Source organism: Acidovorax sp. GW835-FHT14G06 (assembly GCF_058793595.1).
The window spans coordinates 365,304-379,537 of the sequence record NZ_JBXAGA010000005.1; the positions used below are offsets into that span (position 1 = coordinate 365,304).

Annotated in this window: 18 protein-coding genes; 8 read left to right on the forward strand and 10 right to left on the reverse strand. The window is 67.0% G+C overall.

What is annotated here, in order from left to right:
* Nucleotides 1-16: 16 nt before the first annotated feature.
* The 9 genes from phnC to phnG all read right to left on the reverse strand — a co-directional run bounded on the left by phnC (nt 17) and on the right by phnG (nt 7,275).
* Nucleotides 17-877: a phosphonate ABC transporter ATP-binding protein gene (phnC, locus tag AC1Q64_RS11105; protein ID WP_492251360.1), complete on the reverse strand. Its 861-nt coding sequence runs from the start codon at nt 875-877 to the stop codon at nt 17-19.
* Between the two features lie 102 nt (nt 878-979).
* Nucleotides 980-2,134, reverse strand: coding sequence for an alpha-D-ribose 1-methylphosphonate 5-triphosphate diphosphatase (locus tag AC1Q64_RS11110; RefSeq protein WP_492251361.1), 1,155 nt, complete (start codon nt 2,132-2,134; stop codon nt 980-982).
* A complete protein-coding gene (gene phnL, locus AC1Q64_RS11115) occupies nt 2,131-2,862 on the reverse strand; it encodes a phosphonate C-P lyase system protein PhnL (protein ID WP_492251362.1) in 732 nt (243 codons plus the stop codon). The genes AC1Q64_RS11110 and phnL overlap by 4 nt, the downstream gene beginning before the upstream one ends.
* Nucleotides 2,859-3,647, reverse strand: a complete 789-nt coding sequence (gene phnK / locus AC1Q64_RS11120; RefSeq protein WP_291438187.1) for a phosphonate C-P lyase system protein PhnK — start codon at nt 3,645-3,647, stop codon at nt 2,859-2,861. Before phnK ends, phnL begins: the two co-directional genes overlap by 4 nt.
* Complete coding sequence (locus AC1Q64_RS11125; protein WP_492251363.1) at nt 3,644-4,105, reverse strand: GNAT family N-acetyltransferase; 462 nt, start codon at nt 4,103-4,105, stop codon at nt 3,644-3,646. Before AC1Q64_RS11125 ends, phnK begins: the two co-directional genes overlap by 4 nt.
* Nucleotides 4,102-5,022: an alpha-D-ribose 1-methylphosphonate 5-phosphate C-P-lyase PhnJ gene (locus AC1Q64_RS11130; RefSeq protein ID WP_291438185.1), complete on the reverse strand. Its 921-nt coding sequence runs from the start codon at nt 5,020-5,022 to the stop codon at nt 4,102-4,104. Before AC1Q64_RS11130 ends, AC1Q64_RS11125 begins: the two co-directional genes overlap by 4 nt.
* Nucleotides 5,019-6,122 carry a carbon-phosphorus lyase complex subunit gene (locus AC1Q64_RS11135; RefSeq protein WP_492251364.1) on the reverse strand — a complete coding sequence of 368 codons (1,104 nt, stop codon included), beginning with the start codon at nt 6,120-6,122 and terminating at the stop codon, nt 5,019-5,021. The genes AC1Q64_RS11130 and AC1Q64_RS11135 overlap by 4 nt, the downstream gene beginning before the upstream one ends.
* 2 nt (nt 6,123-6,124) lie before the next feature.
* Complete coding sequence (gene phnH / locus AC1Q64_RS11140; protein WP_492251365.1) at nt 6,125-6,766, reverse strand: phosphonate C-P lyase system protein PhnH; 642 nt, start codon at nt 6,764-6,766, stop codon at nt 6,125-6,127.
* On the reverse strand, nt 6,763-7,275 hold the full coding sequence (gene phnG / locus AC1Q64_RS11145; protein ID WP_492251366.1) for a phosphonate C-P lyase system protein PhnG: 513 nt from the start codon (nt 7,273-7,275) through the stop codon (nt 6,763-6,765). Before phnG ends, phnH begins: the two co-directional genes overlap by 4 nt.
* 75 nt (nt 7,276-7,350) lie before the next feature.
* Between phnG and phnF the strand changes: the two genes are divergently transcribed.
* The 5 genes from phnF to AC1Q64_RS11170 are packed head-to-tail and all read left to right on the forward strand — an operon-like array spanning nt 7,351 to nt 11,160.
* Nucleotides 7,351-8,133: a phosphonate metabolism transcriptional regulator PhnF gene (gene phnF, locus AC1Q64_RS11150; RefSeq protein WP_492251367.1), complete on the forward strand. Its 783-nt coding sequence runs from the start codon at nt 7,351-7,353 to the stop codon at nt 8,131-8,133.
* On the forward strand, nt 8,120-8,851 hold the full coding sequence (locus AC1Q64_RS11155; RefSeq protein ID WP_492251368.1) for a DUF1045 domain-containing protein: 732 nt from the start codon (nt 8,120-8,122) through the stop codon (nt 8,849-8,851). Before phnF ends, AC1Q64_RS11155 begins: the two co-directional genes overlap by 14 nt.
* Nucleotides 8,848-9,453, forward strand: a complete 606-nt coding sequence (phnN, locus tag AC1Q64_RS11160; protein WP_492251369.1) for a phosphonate metabolism protein/1,5-bisphosphokinase (PRPP-forming) PhnN — start codon at nt 8,848-8,850, stop codon at nt 9,451-9,453. The genes AC1Q64_RS11155 and phnN overlap by 4 nt, the downstream gene beginning before the upstream one ends.
* Nucleotides 9,454-9,498: 45 nt before the next feature.
* Nucleotides 9,499-9,921 (forward strand): arsenate reductase (glutaredoxin), encoded by a 423-nt coding sequence (arsC, locus tag AC1Q64_RS11165; RefSeq protein WP_492251370.1) that lies wholly within the window; start codon nt 9,499-9,501, stop codon nt 9,919-9,921.
* Between the two features lie 39 nt (nt 9,922-9,960).
* Nucleotides 9,961-11,160, forward strand: coding sequence for an MFS transporter (locus AC1Q64_RS11170; RefSeq protein WP_492251371.1), 1,200 nt, complete (start codon nt 9,961-9,963; stop codon nt 11,158-11,160).
* A 4-nt stretch (nt 11,161-11,164) separates the two neighbouring features.
* Here AC1Q64_RS11170 and AC1Q64_RS11175 read toward each other — a convergent pair whose 3' ends face one another.
* On the reverse strand, nt 11,165-11,839 hold the full coding sequence (locus AC1Q64_RS11175; RefSeq protein ID WP_291438357.1) for a DNA-3-methyladenine glycosylase I: 675 nt from the start codon (nt 11,837-11,839) through the stop codon (nt 11,165-11,167).
* 82 nt (nt 11,840-11,921) lie between these two features.
* On the opposite strand from AC1Q64_RS11175, the gene AC1Q64_RS11180 reads away from it, so the two are divergent.
* From AC1Q64_RS11180 to AC1Q64_RS11190, 3 genes are read left to right on the forward strand one after another with little or no spacing between them, the layout of a single operon-like run.
* The gene (locus tag AC1Q64_RS11180) at nt 11,922-13,094 is read left to right on the forward strand and encodes an aminopeptidase (RefSeq protein ID WP_492251372.1); all 1,173 of its coding nucleotides are present in this window, start codon (nt 11,922-11,924) and stop codon (nt 13,092-13,094) included.
* Nucleotides 13,087-13,494, forward strand: a complete 408-nt coding sequence (locus AC1Q64_RS11185) for a polyhydroxyalkanoic acid system family protein (protein WP_492251373.1) — start codon at nt 13,087-13,089, stop codon at nt 13,492-13,494. Before AC1Q64_RS11180 ends, AC1Q64_RS11185 begins: the two co-directional genes overlap by 8 nt.
* Nucleotides 13,495-13,511: 17 nt before the next feature.
* The gene (locus tag AC1Q64_RS11190; RefSeq protein WP_492251374.1) at nt 13,512-14,216 is read left to right on the forward strand and encodes a nitroreductase; all 705 of its coding nucleotides are present in this window, start codon (nt 13,512-13,514) and stop codon (nt 14,214-14,216) included.
* The last annotated feature ends 18 nt before the right edge of the window (nt 14,217-14,234 follow it).

Sequence of the window (14,234 nt, forward strand, 5' to 3'; positions counted from 1 at the left end):
AAGAAAAAAAGACCGTTCAGGCGGTCTGGACCATGGCGGGCGTCCATTGCGGCGCGGTCGTTGGTGCATGCACGGGTGCTGTGTGGGCACCCGCTGCATCCGACAGAATTTCGTCGGCGTGCACGCCATAGAGGCTGCGCAGCAAGGCGGGCGTGAGGGCCGCAGAGGGGCCGTCGTATACCAACTGGCCGTGGTGCAAGGCCACCACGCGGGGGCAGTATTTGATGGCCACATCCACCTGGTGCAGCGACACGATGACGGTGCAACGGTCCTCGCGGTTGATGCGTGCCAGGATGTCCATGACCTTGCGCGAGGACTCCGGGTCGAGCGAGGCAATGGGCTCGTCGGCCAGCACCACCTTGGCGCCCTGCACCAGCGTGCGTGCAATGGCCGCGCGCTGCTGCTGCCCGCCGGACAACGTGGACGCCCGCTGTGCATGGCACTCGGCAATGCCCACGCGGTGGAGCGCTTCCAGCGCCAGTGCGCGCTCCTGCGGCTTGAACATGCGCAGCCAGCCGCGCCACCAGGGCGTGCGGTGCAGCAGGCCCACCAGCACGTTCATCAACACCGGCAAGCGGTCCACCAGATTGAACTGCTGGAACACAAAGCCCACCTGCGAACGCACCTTGCGGATGTCGCTGTGGATGCGCCCACCCTGCTGTACGCACCGGCCATCCACCTCGATCAGTGAATCACTGGTCGCGTCGGCCACCACCAGGCCCGCCACATGGCGCAGCAGGGTGGACTTGCCGGAGCCCGAGGCACCGATCAGCGCCACCATCTCGCCGCGCTGTACGGTGAGGTTGATGTCGCGAAGGGCGTGTTTGCCGTTGGCGAAATGCTTGTTCAGTTGGTGGATGTGCAGTGCGGCAGTCATGGCAGCCTCCTGAGGGGTTAAGTCGTCTAGACAACCGAAGTGTGGTTGCCACGCGTGACAGTGCTTTGACAGTTGGGAGAAGTTTGGATGTCAGAGCGCGGTCTACAGCACGCGCTGCCCTTCGCGCCAAACACCCCTCACCACGGCCTGGCGGCCACCGTCGGGTAACTCAGCCATGTGCACCTGCACCAGGTCGGCGCGCAGGCCCGGTGCTAGCTCGCCGCGATCGGCCATGCCTGCCGCCTTGGCCGGGTTGCGGGTGACCGTGGCTACAGCCTGTGGCAGGGGCAGGATGTCGTCATGCACCAGCCGCATCACCGCGCTCAGCAGGCTGCCAGGCACATAGTCGGACGAGAGGATGTCCAGCAGCCCCAGCCGCGCCAGATCGGACGCCGCTACATTGCCCGAGTGCGATCCGCCGCGCACCACGTTGGGCCCACCCATCACGGTGAGCAAGCCACGCTCATGCGCCGCCTGGGCAGCTGCCAACGTGGTGGGGAACTCCGACATCGCCGCGCCCTCCGCATGGGCCTGCTCCACATGCGCCACCGTGGTGTCGTCGTGGCTGGCCAGCGAGATGCCGTGCGTGCGACAGTAGTCCACAAAGTACGCCCGGTGCGGCTCGGCGTACTGCGCCTGCAGCGTGGCAGCATGTGCCACCTGGCGCTCGAACTTCTCGGCGCTCCAGCCCTTTTTTCCGGTGTAGTAGGTGCGCGCCTGCTCAATGTTCTCCCACTGCCGCTGGCCCGGGGTGTGGTCCATCAGAGAGATCAACGACAGGCGCGGGTGGCCGTGGAACGGCTCGAACAGGTCGATGGTATTGGGCGCGGGCAGCTCGCAGCGCACATGCAGGTGATGGTCGGCACGCAGCAGGTTGCGCTCGGTGCAGGTGCCGATGGTGTCGAGCACGCGGTTCCAGGCGCTGCCACGCAGGCTGTCCACATCGGCCTCGCCCACACCCAGTGCATCCAGCACCGTGGTGATGCCTGCGGCCGCAATCTCGGCATCGTGCGCCAGCAAGGCAGGCATCTCGGCCCATTGCACTTTGGGGCGCGGCATGAGGTGGCGCTCGAAGTTGTCGGTGTGGATTTCCACCAGCCCGGGCAGCAGGTAGTCACCGCCGATGTCAATGCCCTGCAGGGCGGATGTGCCACCGCCGTCCACCGACGTGATGCGCCCACCATCCATATGCAGACTGCCCCGCACCACTTCGCCCGGCAGCACCATGCGGGCGTTCTTGAACACGGTCGCGGTCATGCTGATGCCCCCCGAAAGTCGCCCACGTTCACGCGGCGCGTGGCCACGGCTGCACCCACCTGGGCGTCGTGAAAAATGCCCACCAGGGCCGCCCCGCGCGCCACCGCCTCGCGGATCATGGCGATCACGGTATCGGTGTTGGCTGCATCGAGCGATGCGGTGGGCTCGTCCAGCAACAGCAACGGCTTGGGCTTGATCATGTTGCGGGCAATGTTGATGCGCTGCTGCTCCCCGCCCGAGAAGGTGGCGGGCGGAAGGTGCCACAGCCGCTCGGGGATGCGCAGGCGGGTCAGCCACTGCCGGGCGGTCTCGCGTGCGGCCTCGATGCCCGCTGGGTCGTCGCCGGCGTCTTCCGCCAGTGGCTCGGCCACCACGTCCAGCGCCGACACGCGCGGGATGACCCGCAGGAACTGGCTCACATAGCCCACGGTGTCGCGCCGCAGCTGCACCAGCGCACGCGGCGTGGCCTGTGTCACATCCACCACGGCGCCATCGGCCGAGCGCACGGTGATGCTCCCTGCATTGACTTGGTAGTTGGCGTAGATCATCTTGAGCAGCGTGCTCTTGCCCATGCCCGAGGGGCCGTCAAGCACCACACATTCACCGGGCTGCACGGCCAGGTCCACGTGGGCGAGCACGGGCAGTTCAATGCCGTTCTGGTGGTGCAGGGTGAAGCGCTTGGCCACCCCTTGCATCTGGAGAATGGGCGCAATGGAAGGTTGGTTCATGGCTGCAGTACCGAAGAAACGAGGAGCTGGGTGTAGGGGTGTTGCGGGTCGTCGAGTACCTGGTCGGTCAGTCCGGCCTCCACCACGCGGCCGCGTTGCATGACCACCATGCGGTGGGCCAGCAGGCGTGCCACGGCCAGGTCGTGCGTGACTACAATGGCCGCCAACTGCATCTGCCGCGTGAGCTGGCGCAGCAGGTCCAGCAGGCGCGCCTGCACCGACACATCGAGGCCCGAGGTGGGTTCGTCCATGAACACCAGGCGGGGCTGGGTGACCAGGTTGCGCGCAATCTGCAGGCGCTGGCGCATGCCGCCAGAAAACGTGCGCGGTGCATCGTCGATGCGCGCCGCGTCGATCTCCACGCGCTGCAGCCATTCGGTGGCCGTGGCGCGCAGGCGGCCATAGTGGCGCTCGCCCAGGCCCATGAGGCGCTCGCCCACGTTGGCGCCGGCAGATACATCCATGCGCAGGCCGTCAGCGGCGTTCTGGTGCACAAAGCCCCAGTCGGTGCGGGCCAGCAGGCGCTGCTGCGCTTCGGTCATGGCATAGATGTCCTGCAGCTCGCCACTGCGCTGGCGGAACTGCACCGTACCCTCGTCCGGAGCGCTGCGCGCCGCAATGGCGTTGAGCAGCGTGGACTTGCCGGAGCCCGACTCGCCGACCACGGCGAGCACCTCGCCAGGCCACAGGTCAAAGGACGCGCCTTGCAGCGCCACGCGGTCGCCGTAGCGCTTGCTGACATTGCGCACGCTCAGCAGCGGCGCAGCAGGTTCGGGGTGGTTCATGTGAGGGTCTCGACGACAAAGCTCAGGCCATGCTGCGCAAAGCCCAGGGATTCATAAAAGGCATGGGCGCCCTTGCGGCGGGCGCTGGACGAGAGCGCGAGCTTGTAGCAGCCCGCCTCGCGCGCCTGCTGCATCGCATGGGCCATCATCCGGCGGCCAATGCCACGGCCCTGCTGGTCCTGTGCCACCACCACGTCTTCAACGATGGCCGAGGGCGCCCCCCGGTGGGCCAGGTTATGCATGATGAGCAGCGCATAGGTGCCCACCACTGCATCGTGCTGCGCAGGGTCACAGGCCACCCACAGGCGGTAGCTGGGGTAGCGCGCAAACTGGGCCCAAACGGCCTGGGCTTCGTCCAGGGTCAACACATCTGCGGGGCTGTCTTCAATGGCTGCATACAGGGCCAGCACCTTCTCCAGGTCATCGCGCCGGGCTTCGCGAATGGGCACGGTGCTCATGCGGCGCCGCCTTCCACCTGCGCTGATTCGGCTTGCTGCGCCTGGCGCTCCTGGCAATAGTCCGAGTCGGAACACACATGCATTCGCCCGCCCTGGTCGTCGGTAATCACTTCGTCCAGAAAGCTGTCGGTGGCGCCACACAGCGCGCAGGCAGCGTCCCAGCGCTGCACTTCAAAAGGGTGGTCCTCAAAACCCAGACTCTCCACCGGCGTGTAAGGCGGCACGGCGTAGATGCGCTTTTCGCGCCCCGCACCAAACAGCTGCAGCGCGGGATTCATGTGCATCTTGGGGTTGTCGAACTTGGGGATGGGCGACGGCGCCATCACGTACCGCCCGTTCACCAACACGGGGTAGTCGTACGTGGTGGCAATGTGGCCGTAGCGCGCGATGTCTTCGTAGAGCTTGACGTGCATGAGCCCGTACTCGGCCAGGCCATGCAGCGTACGCGTCTCAGTCTCGCGCGGTTCCAGGCGCTGCATGGGTTCGGGCACCGGCACCTGGTAGACGATGACCTGGCCTTCGGCCAGCGGCGTCTCGGGGATGCGATGGCGCGTCTGGATCAGCGTGGCCTCGCGCGTGCGGGTGGTGGTGGCCACCGCCGTGGTGCGCTCAAAGAAGCGGCGGATGTTGACCGCGTTGACCGTGTCGTCCGAGCCCTGGTCGATGACCTTGAGGCAGTCCTGCGGGCCGATGATGGACGCGGTGACCTGGATGCCGCCCGTGCCCCAGCCATAGGGCAGCGGCATTTCGCGGGAGCCAAAGGGCACCTGGTAGCCGGGGATCGCCACCGCCTTCAGGATGGCGCGGCGGATCATGCGCTTGGTGCGCTCGTCCAGGTAGGCAAAGTTGAAGTGGCCGTCCACCGGTGCTGCGTCGGCAGGCAGGCCCATCACGGCGGGTTCCATGGGTGCGTTCATGGGGCTTCTTCCTCCAAAGGGGTTGCAGGGTGGGCGGCAGCGGCGCGCATCTTGCGCACCAGCTCCAGCTCGGACTGAAAGTCCACGTAGTGCGGCAGCTTCAGGTGCTGCACGAAGCCCGAGGCTTCCAGGCTGTCGCTGTGGCCCAGCACAAACTCCTGCATCTGTGCGGGGGACTCGACCGGCTCACCCAACTCATCGGCGCGCAGGGCGCGGTCCACCAGGCTCATGGCCATCGCCTTGCGCTCGCTGTGGCCAAACGCCAGTCCATAGCCGCGCGTGAACTGCGGGGGCTGGCTCTTGCTGCCTGCAAACTGATTCACCATTTCGCACTCGGTGATCTCGATGTCACCGATGTCGATGGCAAAGCCCAGTTCTTCGGGTTCGATCTCCACCGCCACTGTGCCCAGCCGCACCTCGCCCACAAAGGGGTGCGAGTGGGAATAGCCGCGCTGCGTGGAATACGCCATGGCGAGCAAAAAGCCCTCATCCCCGCGCGCAAGGTTTTGCAGGCGTGTGGCGCGGTTGGCGGGGAAGCGCAGTGGCTCGCGGGTCAGGTCCGTGGGCGCGGGGTCGCCAGGGGGCACGGGGCGGGTCTCGATCAAACCTTCCTGGTTGAGCAGGTCCACTACGCGCTGCGTGGGTCCGGGTGGCACCGCAGCTGCCGCAGCGGCAGGAGGCGTCACCGTGCCTTCGGCCAGCAGCTTGAAGTCCAGCAGGCGCTGGGTGTAGTCGTAGGTGGGGCCCAGCACCTGCCCGCCGGGCAGATCCTTGAAGGTGGCGGAGATGCGCCGGTCCAGTGCCATGCGGCTGGTGTCCAGCGGGCAGGTGGTGCCCAGGCGCGGCAGCGTGGCACGGTAGGCGCGCAGCAAAAAGATGGCTTCCACCAGGTCGCCCGCCGCCTGCTTAATGGCAAGGGCCGCCAGCTCAGGGTCGTACACCGATCCCTCGGTCATGACGCGGTCCACCGCCAGCTTGAGCTGCTGGCGGATCTGCGCTACCGAGAGTTCAGGCTGCGAGACATCGCCCCGGCGCTGGCGGGCCAACAACTGGTAGCTGTTGAGAATGGCGGCTTCTCCGCCCTTGACGGCTACGTACATGCTCAGACCTCCTGAAGGGCGGCAGCACCGCGCGTCGCCCGCGTTGTGCGCGGCAATCCCACGATGTGGCCCGCCGAGCCCAACAACACATCCACACCGCACGGAAACACTGCGTGGTTGGCCGCCCACTGGGTCTCGAAGTCGTCGGGCAACCCGTCCACCTGCAAAGCCGCCACGTCCTGGATGCCAGGTCCGCGCAACTGCCATGCCCCAGGGGCGTCTACCGTGGTTGCGGCGGTACGTGCCACGTCCACCACGCAGGTCGCCGACTGGTCGGGGTAGATGTCACTGCCCTGGGCCAGGCAGTGCAGCGCAGGCAGGGCGTCGCCCTGCGCCACCCACACAAATCGGGCCAGCGCAGCGTCGGCCACCAAGGTGCAGCCCGTGTGGAAGCGCAGCCACGCCCCCGCATCGCTGGCCGTCAGGCGGGGCGAGAGCCACAAGGTGCAGTCGCTGTCGAGCAGCGCCAGCAGCACGGCAGCCGATGCGGCATGCGCCACAGCCGGGGTCTGCGCGTCGTGCTCTACCGCCACAGTGCGGCCGGGGTGCGAGAGCGCCTGCAGCACCGCGCGGAACACTGCCTGGCTACCAAAGGACTCATTCGGAAATCCGGCACCCAGCGATGCCAAAGAGGTCGTGCTCATTCGGTCTCCTCCTCGTTGTCGGAACCACTTTCGCGCGCCACGGTGAAGAAGTCCACCTTGGTGCTGGCAGCACGCGCCTGGCGCTCGGCCTGGGTGTGGCGCAGATGCGTGCGGATCGGCTCCAACAATTGAGCGTCCAACACCGGCTGCTGCACAGGGTCTTGCAGCAGCGCATCGGCCAGGGCCGCCAACTGCACCTGGCGGTGCGAGCGGCCAAGCACGTAGGCCACGCCCACAGTAGCCTCTGTGGCATCCGATGAATTCGCCACGCGCAGCGCGCAGCGGGTGACGGTGACCTCGCCCAGGTTGAAGCGCTCGCCCGTGCCACCGGCGCGGCCCTGCACCATCATCAGACCGGTCTCGGGTGCACGCAGCCACCCTGCGGGACGGGTGGCATGCTCTTGCAACGCGGATTCGAGCAGCCCCAGCGGCGCCCGGGCCAGCAGCGCCATCCACTGCGCGCGACCCAGGGGGCGATCTGGCCCCGGGTTGTCAAAGGCTTGAAACATGGAAGTGGTACCCTGAAAGTTGTATAGACAAATTGAACAACTGGCGCCAGCTTAAAGAGCGCGCATGTAGGTTTCATGACAGCCAGCACTACCTCTCTCTCGTCCGCATTGCAGGTCGCACCCGCACCGTCCTTGCGCCCTGCGCGCGACAGCTTCTGGACCCGCATTGCCGCTGAACTGGCCGAAGCCATTGGCAGCGGCGTCTACCCACCAGGCCAGCGCCTGCCCTCGGAGCACGCACTGGCCGAGCAGTTCGGCGTGAACCGCCACACCATCCGCCGCTCTCTCGCCAGCCTGTGCAGCCAGGGGCTGGTGCGCATCACGCAGGGCAGTGGCACCTATGTCGAAGACTTTGCGGTGGACCTGGTGCTGGGTAAACGCACGCGCCACCAGCAGGGCCTGGCGCAGGCGGGCCTGCGCGGCAGCCTGGTGGTGCTGCAGGCGCAGACCACGCGGGCCACCGCTGCCTTGGCCAAGGCATTGCAGGTGCCATCGCGCAGCCCGCTGCTGGCGCTGCGTGTGCGGGGTGAGGCTGAAGGCCAGCCCCTCCATGTGAGCGAGCGTTACTTCCCTCTGCCGCGCTTTGAGAACCTGGCCACCGTGGTGCGCGAGACGGGCTCCATCACTGCAGGCTTCACCGCCCACGGTGTGGCTGACTACACCCGCCGCGAAAGCCGCATCACCGCCGAGCTGCCCAGTGCCGAAGTGGCTGCACAACTGCGCCAGCCCACGTCACGCCCCGTGCTGCAGGTGGAGAGCCTGAACGTGGACCTGGCGGGCACGCCCATCGAATGGGCGCGCGCCTGGTTTGCGGGCGACCGCGTGAAACTGACCATTGACCACGATGAACACCCCTGACACGCCCCCCTCCTCCCACCACCGCTATGCGGTCTATTTCGCTCCCAACCCTGGCAGCCTGGGCTGGCTGGCGGGTAGCCACTGGCTGGGACGCTGCGCCGCGCTGCTGCAGCCCCTGCAGCAACTCGCCATCGAAGGCGTCGCCGCTGACGACCTGCACCGGCTGACCGCTGCACCCCGCCGCTACGGCTGGCACGCCACACTCAAGGCGCCGTTTGCACTGGCGTCCGGCACCGACTGGATCACGCTGCACCAGGCCGTGCAGGCCTTGGCGCGCGGGCTGGAACCTTTTGTACTGCCGCCGCTACAGGTGCAACGCATCGACGACTTCCTGGCACTGGTGCCGCCGGCATTGCACCCTGCCAATGCGCAGATCCAGGAGACCGCTGCCACCTGCGTGACGGCACTGCAGCCATTGGCAGCACCGCTGTCCGACGCCGACCTCGCCCGGCGCCGCGCGGCGGGGCTCACCGCCCGGCAGGACGCCCTGCTGCAGCAATGGGGTTATCCGTTTGTGCTGGACGAGTTCCGCTTCCACATGTCCCTCACTGGCAGCCTGGCGCAGGTGGACCCGCCAACGCAGGCCCTAGTGTTCGATGCCGCACAGGAATTCTTCTCGGACCTGCCCATCCTCCAATTCAACAGCCTGGCCCTTTTTGCAGAGCCCACGCCCGGCGCCGACTTTGTGCTGCTGGACCACCTGGAGATGGGCGCATGACCACCGGCAGACTGATCTACTGCATGGGGCCCTCGGGTGCGGGCAAGGACAGCCTACTGGACTGGTTGCGGGCACACCTGCCCACCCCGTGCCCCGTGCACTGGGCACAGCGCACCATCAGCCGTGCCGCCATGCCTGGCGGCGAAGCCCATGAAAGTGTGTCGCCTAAGGCGTTTGTTGCGTTGCGCCAGGAACAGGCGTTTGCCCTGCACTGGGAGGCCAATGGCCTGGGCTACGGCGTTAGGCATGCTCAACTGGCGCCGCTGGCGCAGGGCCACTGGGTGCTGCTCAATGGTTCGCGCGCCTACCTGCCTGAGGCCCTGGCGCGCTTCCCGGACCTCGTGGCGGTGCACATCACCGCCAGCCCCCAGGTGCTGCGCCAGCGACTACTGTCGCGGGGCCGCGAGAGTCCTGAGCAAGTGGAGGCCCGCGTGCAACGCGCCATGGCCTACACACCGCCCCCAGGCTCTGCCAGCCTGGAGGTGCACAACGACGACGCGCTGGGCGATGCAGGCCGACGACTGCAGAACGCGCTGGAGCAGTTGCCAGGCTGGCCCCTGCACAGTGGCAAACTTTCACGCCAGCAACCCGCCTATTCGTAACCCCCGCGTAACCACCGCCATTCCGTCAGCCATCCACAGCGTCCCATGACCGCCATCACCATCTATCACAACCCCCAATGCGGGACCTCCCGCAACACGCTGGCCATGATCCGCAACAGCGGCGTGGAGCCCGAGGTCATCGAATACCTGAAAGCCCCGCCCGACCGTGCCACGCTGGTGGCTCTGATTGCAGCCACGGGCGAGCCGGTGATCAATGCAGTGCGTACCAAGGAAGCGATCTTCACCGAGCTGCAATTGGACGCACCGGGCATCACCGACGCGCAGTTCATCGACGCAATGCTGCAGCACCCCATCCTCATCAACCGCCCCATCGTGGTCACGCCCCTGGGCACGCGGCTGTGCCGTCCGTCCGAGAAGGTGCTGGACATCCTGCCCGCCCCGCAGCAAGGCGCTTTCACCAAGGAAGATGGCGAAGTGGTCGTCAACACGCAGGGCCAGCGTGTCTGAGGCAACCGCACACCCCGACGCCGTAGCGCACCGCGCGGCATGAGCGCCGCCTCGCAACGCTGGACCGTGGCGCGCCTGGGCACGGCCCAGACACTGGCATGGGCCTCGTCCTACTACCTGCCTGCCATGCTGGCCGCGCCCATGGCGCGCGACCTGGGTGTGGCCACTCCCACGGTGTTCGCCGCGTTTTCCGTGGCGCTCATCGTGTCGGCGCTGCTCGGGCCTTTCGCGGGCCGAGCCATCGACCGCCATGGTGGCCGCCCGGTGCTGGTGGGCACCAACCTGTTGTTTGCAGCTGCTCTGGCGGGCATGGCCCTGGCGCAAGGCCCGGTGGGCCTGTTTGCCGCGTGGGTGCTGATGGGCGTGGCCATGGGCTCGGGCCTGTACGAGGCGGCGTTTGCCACGCTGGTGCGGCTGTACGGCCAGGGCGCGCGCAGCGCCATCACCGGCATCACGCTGATCGCGGGGTTTGCCAGCACCGTGGGCTGGCCGCTGTCGGCATGGATGGAGACGCAGTGGGGTTGGCGCGGAGCGTGCGCGGGCTGGGCCGCATTGCACTTGCTGGTGGGCGTGCCGCTCAATGGCTGGCTGCCACGCGCTGGCGCTGCCGAGAAAGCATACCAACCATCGGTGGATGATCCCGCAAAGCCCACCACAGAACCGGCCGTATCCGACACGCCAGCCTCTGCACACCCGCTGCGCACCACCGTGCTGCTGTCCTTTGTGTTTGCGGTCACCTGGTTCACCAGCACCGCCATGGCGGCCCACCTGCCGCGCCTGCTGCAGGCCAGCGGTACGTCGCTGCAGGCGGCAGTGGCCCTGGCAGCGCTGGTGGGCCCGGCACAGGTGGCGGCACGCCTGCTGGAGTTTGGTTTTCTGCGCCGCCTGCACCCGCTGCTGTCGGCCCAGCTGGCAGCCGCCGCACACCCTGTGGGCGCGGGCCTGCTGATGGTGCTGGGCGGGCCTGCCGCAGCGGTGTTCACCGTGCTGCATGGTGCGGGCAACGGCATCCTGACCATTGCCAAGGGCACGCTGCCGCTGGTGTTGTTTGGCCCCGCAGGCTATGGCGCCCGCCAGGGCGTGATGATGGTGCCGGCCCGCGTGGCACAGGCCTTTGCACCGGTGCTGTTTGGCATGCTGCTGGACAGCACCGGGGCGGCCGCACTGTGGCTCACTACGCTGCTGGGCCTGGCTGCTCTGGCCGCCCTGTGGCTGCTGCGGCCCGTGGCGCAGGCCTGATCGATCAACCGCGCGGCACCACAAAATCCGCCCGCGCCGCGAGCGCTGTTTGGCGGGAATGGCAGCCCTCCAGATGGTCGTTCACCAGCCCCATGGCCTGCATGAAGGCGTACACCGTGGTGGGACCCACAAAACTCCAGCCCCGTTTCTTCAGGTCCTTGGACATGGCAATCGATGCGGGCGACGTGGACAGGGTGCGCGCCACTTCGCGCGTGATGCGCTCGGGCCGGTCGGCGGCGGCGGGCTCGTAGCGCCACGCGTAATGTGCGAGCGAGCCGAACTCGCGCTGGAGCTCCAGCGCCCGGCGCGCGTTGTTGATGGTGGACTCGATCTTGCCCCGGTGGCGCACGATGGCCGCGTCCTGCACCAGGCGCTCGACCTCGGCGGGGCCGAAGGTCGCCACCTGCTCGGCGTCGAAGTTCGCAAACGCCGCACGAAAGCCCTCGCGCTTGTTCAAGATGGTGAGCCAGCTCAGGCCCGACTGGAAGCCCTCCAGGCAGATCTTCTCGAACAGCCTGCGATCGTCAGCCACCGGAAAGCCCCACTCGTGATCGTGGTAATGGCGATAGAAAGGCGTGGCTTGGCACCAGATGCAGCGTGGGCAACCGGCCTCGTCGGCGAACAGACCGTCGGCCAGCGCGGGTTGGCGAGCAGGATCGGGAGAGGTCAAAGGGGTCATGCGCGGCATTCTAGAAACCACAACAGCCAGGCTGCGGACAGGGCTGGAGCAATGGGCTCGATCTGCCCATAAACTGCACTCCATGCGCCAGCCACTTCCCCGCCTGCGGGCCACTTTCAGCCTGATGTTTTGCCTGGTTCTGGCTGGCTGCGCCAGCACCACCGGCCCCACCAACGCGTTAGGCTACTACTGGCAATCGCTGCGCGGGCACCTGCAGATCATGCACGCCGCAGAGGCCATCGACGACTGGGTGGCGCGCAAAGACATTGCGCCCGCCCTGCGCGAGCGGCTGCAGATGGCGCAACGCGCGCGGGCCTTTGCGGTGACCGACCTCGGCCTGCCCGACAACGCCAGTTATCGCCGTTATGCCGACCTGAAGCGCCCCTCCGCCGTGTGGAATGTGGTGGCTGCACCTCCGTACTCCCTCACCCTGCACACTTGGTGTTTCCCGGTGACCGGTTGCATTGGCTACCGGGGCTACTTCACCGAGGCAGACGCTAGGGCAGAGGCGGCGGAGTTGGCCGCGCAGGGCCTGGAGGTGGAGGTGTATGGCGTGCCCGCGTACTCCACACTGGGCTACATGAACTGGGCGGGTGGCGACCCGCTGCTGTCCACCTTCATCGCCTGGCCCGAGGGCGACTTTGTGCGCCTGCTGTTCCACGAGCTGGCGCACCAGGTGGTCTATGCCAAGAACGACACCTTGTTCAACGAATCCTTTGCCACAGCGGTGGAGCGCATCGGCGTGGCACAGTGGCTGGCCACGCAGTCCACACCCGCCGCGCGCGATGCCTACGCCACCAGCGAGGCACGGCGCAGGGCCTTCCGAGCGCTCACGCGCGCCACCCGCACGCGCCTGGCGGCTATTTATGAGCAAAAAGAGCTTCAAGCGCTAGAAGTTCATGCCTTGAATGCTATGAAAATAGAAGCAATGAATACCTTCCGCGCAGACTATGCTGCATTGCGTGCGCGCTGGCTGGAGGCGCCCGAAGGCACCACGCCCCGAGCCACTACGGCCCAGGTGGCTGGCTACGACCGCTGGGTGGCGCAGGCCAACAACGCCAGCTTTGCAGCCCAGGCCGCCTACGATGAACTGGTGCCCGCCTTCGAGGCCTTGTTTGAACGCGAGGGCCGCCACTGGCCCCGGTTTTATGATGCCGTACGACAACTGACGCAGCAGCCCCAACCCGAGCGCCACGAGGCGCTGCGCTCCCTTTTACCTGACCCCCAACACCTCAAGGAGACAGCCGGTGCCTGACATTCATATCCACCGCGAACACCGCCTCGGCTTCAAGGAAGCCCGCAAGGTCGCCTTCTCCTGGGCCGAAAAGGCCGAAGAAAAATTCGACATGGAATGCACCTACGAAGAGGGCGAGAAAGAAGACCTGCTCACCTTCACCCGCTCGGGCGTCAAGGGTACCCTGCTGGTAGATGCGCACCAGTTCGAGATGAAGGCGCAGCTGGGCTTTCTGTTCGGCGCGTTCAAGGACCGCATCGAGGCCGAAATTGGCGAACAGCTCGACGCCCTGCTCAATGCGCCCCACCCCGGCGCCAAGAAGCCCACTGCCGACAAGAAGAAGCACGCAGCCGAGGCAAGCACAGACAAGCCAGGCACGAAGGCGGCGGCCAAACCTGCCGCCAAAGCCAAGAAGGCTTAGCCACCAGGGCCGTCACCATGACATCCACCGCCACGGACACTGCCGCCCACAGCCCGGCGTTTGACATCCTCTCCACACTGCTCCACACCCGCTACAGCTGCCGCGCCTTTTTGCCCGAGCCGCTGCCGCGCGCCACCATCGAAGCCATTCTGGCCACCGCGCAACGCACGGCCTCGTGGTGCAACGCGCAGCCCTGGCAGCTCACCATTGCCAGTGGCGCCACGCTGGAACGCCTGCGCGCTGCGCTGCAGTCACACATGGCCACCGCAGCGCCTGCGCCCGACCTGCCCTGGCCCCGCGAATACCGGGGCGTGTACCAGGAGCGGCGGCGTGAATGCGGCTGGGGCCTGTACGAAGCCCTGGGCATTGCCAAGGGCGACCGCGAAGCCTCCGCGCAACAGGCGGCGCAGAACTTCACGATGTTTGGCGCGCCGCACGTGGCCATCATCACCAGCGACGAGGCACTGGGCGTCTATGGTGCGGTGGACTGCGGTGCCTACGTCAGCAACTTCATGCTCGCCGCGCACAGCCTGGGCGCGGGCTCCATCGCACAGGCCGCGCTCGCGTCCTACCCCAGCGTGCTGCGCGAGGCGCTGGGCATTGGCGAGGACCGCAGCATCGTCTGCGGCATCTCGTTCGGCATGGCGGACCCCACGCACCCAGCCAACCATTTCCGCACCACACGCGCCGATCCGGCCAGCAGTGTGGTGTGGCGAGACTGAGAAAGTCTGACCGGACAG